This is a genomic window from Burkholderia sp. LMG 13014 (genome assembly GCF_905232215.1).
Classification (GTDB): domain Bacteria; phylum Pseudomonadota; class Gammaproteobacteria; order Burkholderiales; family Burkholderiaceae; genus Burkholderia.
On the sequence record NZ_CAJNKE010000269.1, the window covers coordinates 1 to 7,851 of the forward strand.

General features: G+C 61.3%; 8 protein-coding genes. 3 read left to right on the forward strand and 5 right to left on the reverse strand.

Features of this window, described 5'->3' with window-relative positions; translation table 11 throughout:
- Together JYJ84_RS22630 and JYJ84_RS22635 are read left to right on the forward strand one after the other, a co-directional pair.
- On the forward strand, positions 1 to 1,727 hold a 1,727-nt coding region (locus tag JYJ84_RS22630; protein WP_240201889.1), incomplete at its 5' end, for a hypothetical protein.
- Between the two features lie 35 nt (positions 1,728 to 1,762).
- Positions 1,763 to 3,532 (forward strand): hypothetical protein, encoded by a 1,770-nt coding sequence (locus JYJ84_RS22635; protein ID WP_175223354.1) that lies wholly within the window; start codon positions 1,763 to 1,765, stop codon positions 3,530 to 3,532.
- 485 nt (positions 3,533 to 4,017) lie between these two features.
- On the opposite strand, the gene JYJ84_RS22640 is transcribed toward JYJ84_RS22635, so the two are convergent.
- A complete protein-coding gene (locus JYJ84_RS22640; RefSeq protein ID WP_122945682.1) occupies positions 4,018 to 4,635 on the reverse strand; it encodes a PolC-type DNA polymerase III in 618 nt (205 codons plus the stop codon).
- A 234-nt stretch (positions 4,636 to 4,869) separates the two neighbouring features.
- On the reverse strand, positions 4,870 to 5,535 hold the full coding sequence (locus JYJ84_RS22645; protein WP_175223355.1) for a DJ-1/PfpI family protein: 666 nt from the start codon (positions 5,533 to 5,535) through the stop codon (positions 4,870 to 4,872).
- 96 nt (positions 5,536 to 5,631) lie between these two features.
- Between JYJ84_RS22645 and JYJ84_RS22650 the strand changes: the two genes are divergently transcribed.
- Positions 5,632 to 6,186: a TetR/AcrR family transcriptional regulator gene (locus JYJ84_RS22650; protein WP_122946704.1), complete on the forward strand. Its 555-nt coding sequence runs from the start codon at positions 5,632 to 5,634 to the stop codon at positions 6,184 to 6,186.
- Between the two features lie 132 nt (positions 6,187 to 6,318).
- Here JYJ84_RS22650 and JYJ84_RS22655 read toward each other — a convergent pair whose 3' ends face one another.
- The 3 genes from JYJ84_RS22655 to JYJ84_RS22665 all read right to left on the reverse strand — a co-directional run.
- Positions 6,319 to 6,768: an acetyltransferase gene (locus JYJ84_RS22655; RefSeq protein ID WP_175223356.1), complete on the reverse strand. Its 450-nt coding sequence runs from the start codon at positions 6,766 to 6,768 to the stop codon at positions 6,319 to 6,321.
- A gap of 100 nt (positions 6,769 to 6,868) precedes the next feature.
- On the reverse strand, positions 6,869 to 7,342 hold the full coding sequence (locus JYJ84_RS22660; RefSeq protein ID WP_175223357.1) for an NUDIX hydrolase: 474 nt from the start codon (positions 7,340 to 7,342) through the stop codon (positions 6,869 to 6,871).
- A gap of 51 nt (positions 7,343 to 7,393) precedes the next feature.
- Positions 7,394 to 7,851, reverse strand: a 458-nt coding sequence (locus tag JYJ84_RS22665; RefSeq protein ID WP_205189490.1) for an NAD-binding protein, incomplete at its 5' end; no start/stop codon positions are given.

A 7,851-nucleotide genomic window follows, 5' to 3' on the forward strand; every position in this document is an offset into this window, starting at 1 on the left:
GCGTGCTTCAAATCGCTACTGGGAAGTTATTCACTAGGCCCGCAGGAAGGGAAAACCTCTTGCGCGGGATGCTCTATACGAATGCCATTCTCGCTAGAGATAATGCTGTCGAAACAGCTGCGGGGCGACTGTTGCCGTCATCGAGCTATTCGATACGTCCCACTGTCCTGGTTTATGAGTTCACTGAGCGCATGGAAGGCGAAGAGCAGGGGCCGGGTGTACTCGTTTCCTCTACTGTCGATCCATATCTCCAGGACTATTCAGTTGTGGTGTCCTTTGCGTTGAACTGTGTTTGTACGCCCGACGTTGATCTGGCCAGAAGACTGACGGCTGGCCAGCGCGGATTGGCAACGATGGTCGCTCCGCAAACGCTTGTCCGCCGGTTCTTCGATAGAGAGATCTGGTGCCAGGCAGGTGATTTGAAGTTTCTGGAAGAGTTCGTCGAGAAGCTCATCGGACTGCCGCGACGCACCTTTCTAGGTGTTATGCGCGCGCTTCGGACCTACATCAACGGAATGCATCGCATTGCTGATGATCTGGAACTGGCCTACACATTGCTGGTTGCCTCCGTAGAGTCGCTCGCCCAGGACTTTGACGGTCATGAAAGTGACTGGGATTCATTTGACGAGCGCAAGCGCAAGGCGGTCGATGAGGCATTGTCTGGGGCAGACGAAGCGATTGCGCAACGCGTCAGGGCGGCACTACTCAGCGTTGAACACGTCGCGTTAGCGCGCCGCTTTCGAGAGTTCGCAATGGCTCATACCTTACCTGCGTACTTTCGTCAGGCGCTTAGCACAGCCAGTGGTCCACTTCTGGGAAGATCGGATCTTGTTGAGGCGCTTGGTACTGCTTACCAATCGCGATCCAAGTATGTGCACCAACTTCGACGGTTGCCGGATGTCGTGACAATGGGACATGGCTACAGCGAGACTTCGATCGAAGAGCGGGCCACGCATCTAACGCTCCAAGGACTTTCGCGTTTGATGCGTGAAGTCATCATTGAATTCGTCATGCGCCAGCCTACTGTGCAGCATGAGCCATACAACTACCGCCTGGAGCGAAGCGGCGTTGTTCAAGTGCGCATGGCTCCACAATACTGGGTAGGCCACGCTGTAGGTGATATTGCGAAGTCTGGTCGCGACAAGCTGGAAGGTTTTCTGCAGCAGCTTGCATCTTGGCTTCTCAGAGAGCCGGATGCAGTCGTTACAGATTTGAGGCCGGTGTTGGCAGCTGCGCGCGAGATTGTTCCGCGCCTGGAGAAACGCCTCAGGCTGCCGTACTTGGCTTTGCACGCGTTGTTCAATATGCATGTGGCGAGACAGGATTTGGCCGAGATGCCGCCGCCAATCGAGGCGTTGATTCAAGAGGAGCTGGGAGAGCCGTCATCGGAAGCGCTGGTTGCGCATGCGCTATCTGGGCAAACCGTGCCCTGGTCGTTGGAAACCCATCGAGCCGCACTGAATACCTACTTGCGTCGGCGCTCCGCTGCGAATGGTCTGAGGTTCCCGCGGCTATTTGAGGCTGCGCTTACCCTGGAGCTGGCCGAGCGACTTCGAGGTCTCGGTGATATGGACGGATGTCGCGGAGTTGTGGCGCTGGCTGTGGAGAACCATCCTGGACACACCGGGCTGTTGGCGGCCGAGGCGAAGATGCTGCCTGACGTTCCTATCAGTTGGCGCGACATCATGCTGCCTGCCGCAGAAGAGGTACAAGCGCAAAGCGCCTAGCACCTGGTCACTTTAAAAATCCTACAAGAAGAATCATGCCGTTTGACTATCTAGAAGAATTTCCCATCCCGGCTCATGCTTTGCCACCAAGGCTGCGCGGTCTGCTGGAACCTGTCGGCTTGTCGCCCAGCCAAGTTGTAGAGGTGGCCGCGATGCAGGAATCCGATCCGCATGGAGAGCAAGCCGAGCACCTGCATTTGCTGATGGCAGTGGTTCCCGGAGTTGATGATGGCCCCATCGAAGTTCTCTCTGAGGCGGGCGATGGCGTGGTCGAGTTCTCCGTTCCTGCCGGTGACGTGCGCGGTTGCTCGACGGATTTTTCTCCATCGATATCGGGTTATGACTACATCGTTGCGGCTTGGGGTGACAGCTCGTTCTACACCTTCAATCTAGCCGAGAAGGTCTGGATGACCCTTGGATTGACTCCCCGTTGTGTCGGCAACGATCAGCAACGCCTTGTCTACGATGACTTGGGGCTTCCGGAGTTCGGTGTGGCCGAGGGCGAGGTGTCCAGTGACTACCACTGGAAGTTGAAGAGATCGGTCAGCTGGCGCATGTCGAATGAGTACCTCCGTCGCTACCTTTGGCTGCGTGGTGCGCGGGGGGTGCGAGTTTTCTACTACTCAGCTCAGTTGCAAGATGTCCAGGAAGTCCGTGCGCTTATGGGAGGGGAGACTCATGTGAGCCGCAAGCCTGCCGAAGGGGTTGCCTGGTATGAGTTGGATATCCGCGAGCACAAAGGTGGGCTTCTGCTCCAGCTCTGGGCTTCCGTCGAGGCGGTGATGCCGGAACTATGTCCAGAGCAGACCGCTGAGGGCATTCTGTGGCCTGGCGACGCTCAGCCTATGACGCACGCGCGTGCGAACGCCTTGATGGGACTTGATTCAGTCTATCTCGATGATCGGTTTCTTCAGAAATACGAACAGAGCACTTTCTACGGCACGACCCCGACGCGTATTGGAGGGCAGTGGTACTGCAGTCCCTCATATAGAGGGCAGTGGAGTTTCACCGAATGTCGCCGGGTCGGAAGAAATCTGATTCAAGTCCCGATGAGAGAGTTGTACAAGCCGAAGCCGGATCGCGAGATCGTTCATGCCCGATCATTCGTGGTCGATCCGGCAGACTTGGCGCATGTGGACCGGAATGAAGAGCATGTGGTTGTGAAGGTGCAGCGGCTGCTCGATGTGCTTCTACGATTGGGTGACGGCCTTTCCGCACTCGGCGCAACCGTGGGGCTGAACAAGTCGGCGGTGGAGCTGACGGGCTTTGATCGTGCAGAGGTGGCGGCTAATGGTTGGTCAGCCTATCCGGCGCTCAGTCGGTTAGCCCAGGTCGCACCATTAGACATGTCGCAACAGATGTTCTTGGCTCGCTGCAAAGGTTTGCACGAGGTGTGGCAACGCGTTCCCAATGGCTACCTCAAGTCGTTGTTGGAGGCTGCCGGATGTCCGAGAGCTGCTGTCAGGGATCTTGGAAGCCTCAAGCTGCTGCAGGCCCTTCTGAACGTCATCGAAAGGTTGAATGCTCATGAGGAGGCAAGTGATGCCTTTGCCTCAGGGGCAGAGCCAGAAGGTTGGCGCATCCGCAGTGAAGCGATGGCGTCCCTGTTTCTAAACAACGACCTTCGAATTGCCGACGCTCACGAAACCGTGGAGCAGTGCCTCGCGACCCTGCAGCGCCTTGGCTTTGACACGGCGAACGTCAACGAGGGCTATGGCCGCGCACTCGATTTCGTCATGGATGGCGTCATCAATGCCCTAGAGGCAGTGGCCACGGCAATCGAGACGCTGTTGAGGCGGCCGTAGGCGATCAATCAGCTGGCATCGAACGGGCAAGAATGCCGCGTTTTCTGTATCCTATGACCTGATTGATGATGGTGTCGTAAGAGTCGCTGTCCCGCAAATCGCTCCATCTCCCCCGCCGGCAAAAGATGTGCGTTTCTGACGGTAAAAGCGACGGTAAAGATCCATGTCAATCACAGCCAATCCCTTTAACCACGCGGGCTTGGGCGACCTGTTGATGATTGAGTGGGAATAAGCGTTCCTGCTGAATCAGCGTTCGATTCCGCTCTCGTCGTGGCGCATCGGTTGGTGGCGCGATAGGGCGTGAGCGGATGGCGGGTTCAGCTTGTTCGGCTGTCCCGGCACGGTCCGGGACAAGAAACGGCTTGGCGATTGCCAAGCCGTTTTTCGTTAACGCGTTGCGTGAGTCACGAGACGTCGTGCGGCATTCGTGACGCGGCAATCCGTTGTGCGCTCGATGGCGATCGCTTACGTCCGCTGACCGGATCTCACGCGTGTGACCCCACGAGCGAACGCAGATACATCGGCACTTTCGCCTTCGCCGTTGCCTGCACGCGCGCCATGAGTGCGTGATCGATACGACCCAGCCCGTAAGTCCGCGCAATGTCCTGCTGCAGCCGGCACCACAGGTGACCGGCCATCTCGGCATCGACCATCGCCCGGTGCGCACGGCCCGATTTGGGCAACCGCAGCATATCCACCAGGCTCGACAGGCGGTGACTCTGGGCATCCGGGTAGATACGTCGCGCCACGAGCATCGTGCAAGCAAACGCATGCTCGGCCGACATGCCGAGCAGCCCGAGTTCCGCCTGCCAGAACCGTTTGTCGAAGCCGGCGTTATGCGCGACGACCGCATGCTTGCCGACGAACGCTGCGGCTTCCTTCATGACTGTCGACGCTGGCGGCGCCGATGCAATCATCTCGTTCGTGATGCCGGTCAGCGCGACGACATCGGACGGTATGCGTCTGCCTGCATTCATCAGGCTCTGGAAACGGTCGACGACTTGTCCGTCCCGGAGCAGGATGACGGCGATTTCGGTCGCACGGTCGCCCATATTCGGCGAAAGTCCGGTTGTTTCGAAGTCCAGTACCGCAACGGTTTGCATGGTCGAATCCTGTTGCTTCACGCGGTGTCGTTAGAGTGGCCGAGAGGTTAGCATCTCCAGGCCCGCGACAGGCTCGTTCAGCCCGGGAAACGACTATGCGTGCAGCGAGCGCCGATCCGATCGATGAGGCGGGCCGCCCGCGAATTCGTTCCGACCCGCCGTTGGCTTGGCAGGACGCACGACGATGCAACAGGGTGCTGGCCGCCGACTATCAGCAGCCCATGGGTCCGCGCGTCACGCCGCCAGCCCGGTTTCGCCTTCAAGGATCCGGATCGGGCCCGTGGCTTGTCCCGCACCCTGCCTGATGCTGAACTCGATCAGATCTTCGTAAATCTCCCGTTGCCCGGCAGGCAGCACGGGCAGCAGCGTCTCGCGCCGCTTATCCGCATCGAACATCGATTCGACCAGCCATCCCGTCAGATAGACCGACGCCAGGCATCCGCCCGCGGTTGCGACGTTGCCGTGGCACACCAGCGGCTGGTTCAGCACGTCCAGCCCGAGTGCCTGCAAACCCTTCCGCGCGTCGGGATGCGTCGTGGCGCGGCGCTCCGGCAGCAGCCCGAGCCGCTCGAGAATGAAAGCCCCGCCGCAGATCGACCCGACCCGCTGGCGCTCGGGATCGAGATCGAACGACGGCAGGAAATCGGGATGGGCCAGTGCGGCCGGTACGCCTTCCTTGCCGCTCGAAAAGAGGACCGCATCGGCGTGATTGGCGTCGGCAAGCGGGCCGTGCGTCGGGATGGCCAGACCGTGTGCGGAATGCAGCACCGGCTGCGCACCCAGGATCCGGACGCGCCAGTCGCGGCTGTTGCGGCCGAGTATGTCCCACATCAGGAACAGGTCGACGTCGGTGAACCGGTCGAATGCAACGAGAGCGATGTCTTTCAAGGTGGACTCCATGCGTGGTGGCGCGCTGCCGGATGCGGCGGCGGCCGTGATAGAGTTCGCAGCCTATCTGTCCCTACCGCACCATACACAGCCTGTATGGCGATGACGATGAGCACACTGACGCGAAACGACTGGATTGCAGCGGGCTTTGAGGCCCTCGACGGGGAAGGGTATGCGGGCATTTCCGCCGAGAACCTCGCGCGACGGCTGAACGTGACCCGCGGATCGTTCTATCACCACTTCCGCAATCGCGAGGACTTCGTCAGGACCTTGCTGACCGTGTGGGAGGACGACTACACCGCACGCATGCTCGCGTATGCGGCGGGCGGCCGCGGTGCCGGCGACACGTTGACGCGCTACCTGCACATTGCCGCGGAGAAGCGGCCCGGCCGTGAAATCGCGATTCGCGCGTGGGCGCTGCACGATCCGCTGGTGGCGGAATTCCAGCAGCGCGTCGATGCGACGCGCCTGGCATTCGCGGTCGAGACGTCCCGCCGCTGGGCCCGTATGCCGGGCGAAGCCGAGATCGTGGGGCAACTCGCGCATCTCTGCCTGATCGGCGGCCAGCAAGCCGGGCTGCGGCGCGACGCCGAGCGGTTCAACGGCTTCATGCAGCGCGCGTTTGCGGCCGTCGGGAGCAGGCTTGCGCGGGGACGCGCGTAACGGTGCGATGCCCGTGATGTAGGGACGTCATGGGTATCGCGGAATCGAAGGCAACCGGATGCTCGGGATGGCCGTCGACGAAAGCACACGAGACGAAGCGCAAGCAGAAGGCATGCGCTTTCGCGATACCGCTCAGGCTTGATCGCCCCTGCGATAGCGCAGGTGAATCAACGGATAAGCCCGACCTTGTCCATCGAGCGCCGATCGCCCGGTGCGCTCGAATCCCAGCCGCTCATAGAATCCCGCCGCCTGTTCGTTCTGCTCGTTGACGTCGGTCGACAGGCCGGGATGGCGCCTGAGCGCCTCCTCAACAAGCAGGCGTCCGATCCCCGCGCCGTGATGAGCGGGATCGATGAACAGCGCTTCCATGTGACTGCCGTCGAGCAGCATGAAACCGATTGGCCGATCGGTTTCGTCGACGGCCAGATCGAGTGGTGCATCGGGCAGAAACGCCACGACTTCCGACTCGATCGAGCGACGGTCGTCGTCGCTCAGGAAATGATGCGTGGCATCGACTGCGCTGCGCCAGATATCGAGCACGCGCGCGCCGTCGGCCGGGGTGGATTGGCGGATTCTGATCATGATTCGATTTGTTGTTTTGGTCGCGATGCCGGCAGGTGGCCGGCGCCGTCATGGTCCCGATCGGGCCGCCTGCACGGTGGCGCGGGAAGTAAGCATTATGTCAGGTTCGGGCGCGAGGCGTTTCGGCCAAGGCTGCTGCCCGTTCCACCGCCCGTCGCGCCACGTCCCGCACGCCCGCACTCATCGGCAGATCGTCACGATCGAGTTCGGCGAGATCGAACCAGCGCGCTTCGAGTGCATCGTCACCCGCAACGGGCATGCCGCGCAGCCATTGGCACAGCACGGCGACCAGCACGTAATGCTGGCGCAGGCCGCCATTGGCATCGTGATCGAATGCATCCAGCGCGGTGAACACGTCCAGCGCTTCGACGTCGATCGCGGTTTCTTCGGCGATCTCGCGCACGGCGGCGCGCGTGACGGTTTCACCGGCTTCGATCTTGCCGCCGGGAAACCCCCAGCAGCCGGCATCGGGTGGATTGGCGCGGCGAACCATCAGCACGTCGTGCTCGCGGAGGACGACGCCGATCACGGCGGGAACGGGGCGCACGGTCGGCGCGGGCGAGGAATCGGACATGAGGGTGCTAAGCGTCGAAGCGGGTGGAGGTGAGCCGTTCCAGGCGGCGAGTCATCGCCCGTCCTCGGTACGCTGCTCGATCGCGCGGATCACGGCGACCATGTCGGCGGACCCGTGCCCGGCCTGTTCGGTCTCGCCGTAAAGCGCGTGGCAGATATCGAGCAGCGGCGACGCGATGCCGATGCTGCGCGCCGATTCGGCGACGAGGCGCGCATTCTTCAGCACGTCGGTGATCGCGGCCTGCACGGAGAAATCCGCCGCGACGAGCTTGCCGATCTTCACGCGCGACACGTCGCTCGCCATCGGGCCGGCGTTCAGCACATCGGCGAAGCGGGCGAGATCGATGCCGTGGCGTTGTGCGAAATGCGTGGCTTCGGTCAGGCCGGTGACCATCGTGATCAGGAACAGGTTGACGGCGAGCTTCATCGTCAGCGCCGACGGCACCTCTCCGCAGATGAAGCTGTCGCGGCACAGCGGCTTCACGAGCGGGCGGACCGCGTCGACGTCGT

Coding starts and splice junctions, on each gene's coding strand:
- JYJ84_RS22635 (WP_175223354.1), top strand. CDS start 1,763: ATGCCGTTTGACTATCTAGAAGAATTTCCCATCCCGGCTCATGCTTTG.
- JYJ84_RS22640 (WP_122945682.1), bottom strand. CDS start 4,635: ATGCAAACCGTTGCGGTACTGGACTTCGAAACAACCGGACTTTCGCCG.
- JYJ84_RS22645 (WP_175223355.1), bottom strand. CDS start 5,535: ATGGAGTCCACCTTGAAAGACATCGCTCTCGTTGCATTCGACCGGTTC.
- JYJ84_RS22650 (WP_122946704.1), top strand. CDS start 5,632: ATGAGCACACTGACGCGAAACGACTGGATTGCAGCGGGCTTTGAGGCC.
- JYJ84_RS22655 (WP_175223356.1), bottom strand. CDS start 6,768: ATGATCAGAATCCGCCAATCCACCCCGGCCGACGGCGCGCGCGTGCTC.
- JYJ84_RS22660 (WP_175223357.1), bottom strand. CDS start 7,342: ATGTCCGATTCCTCGCCCGCGCCGACCGTGCGCCCCGTTCCCGCCGTG.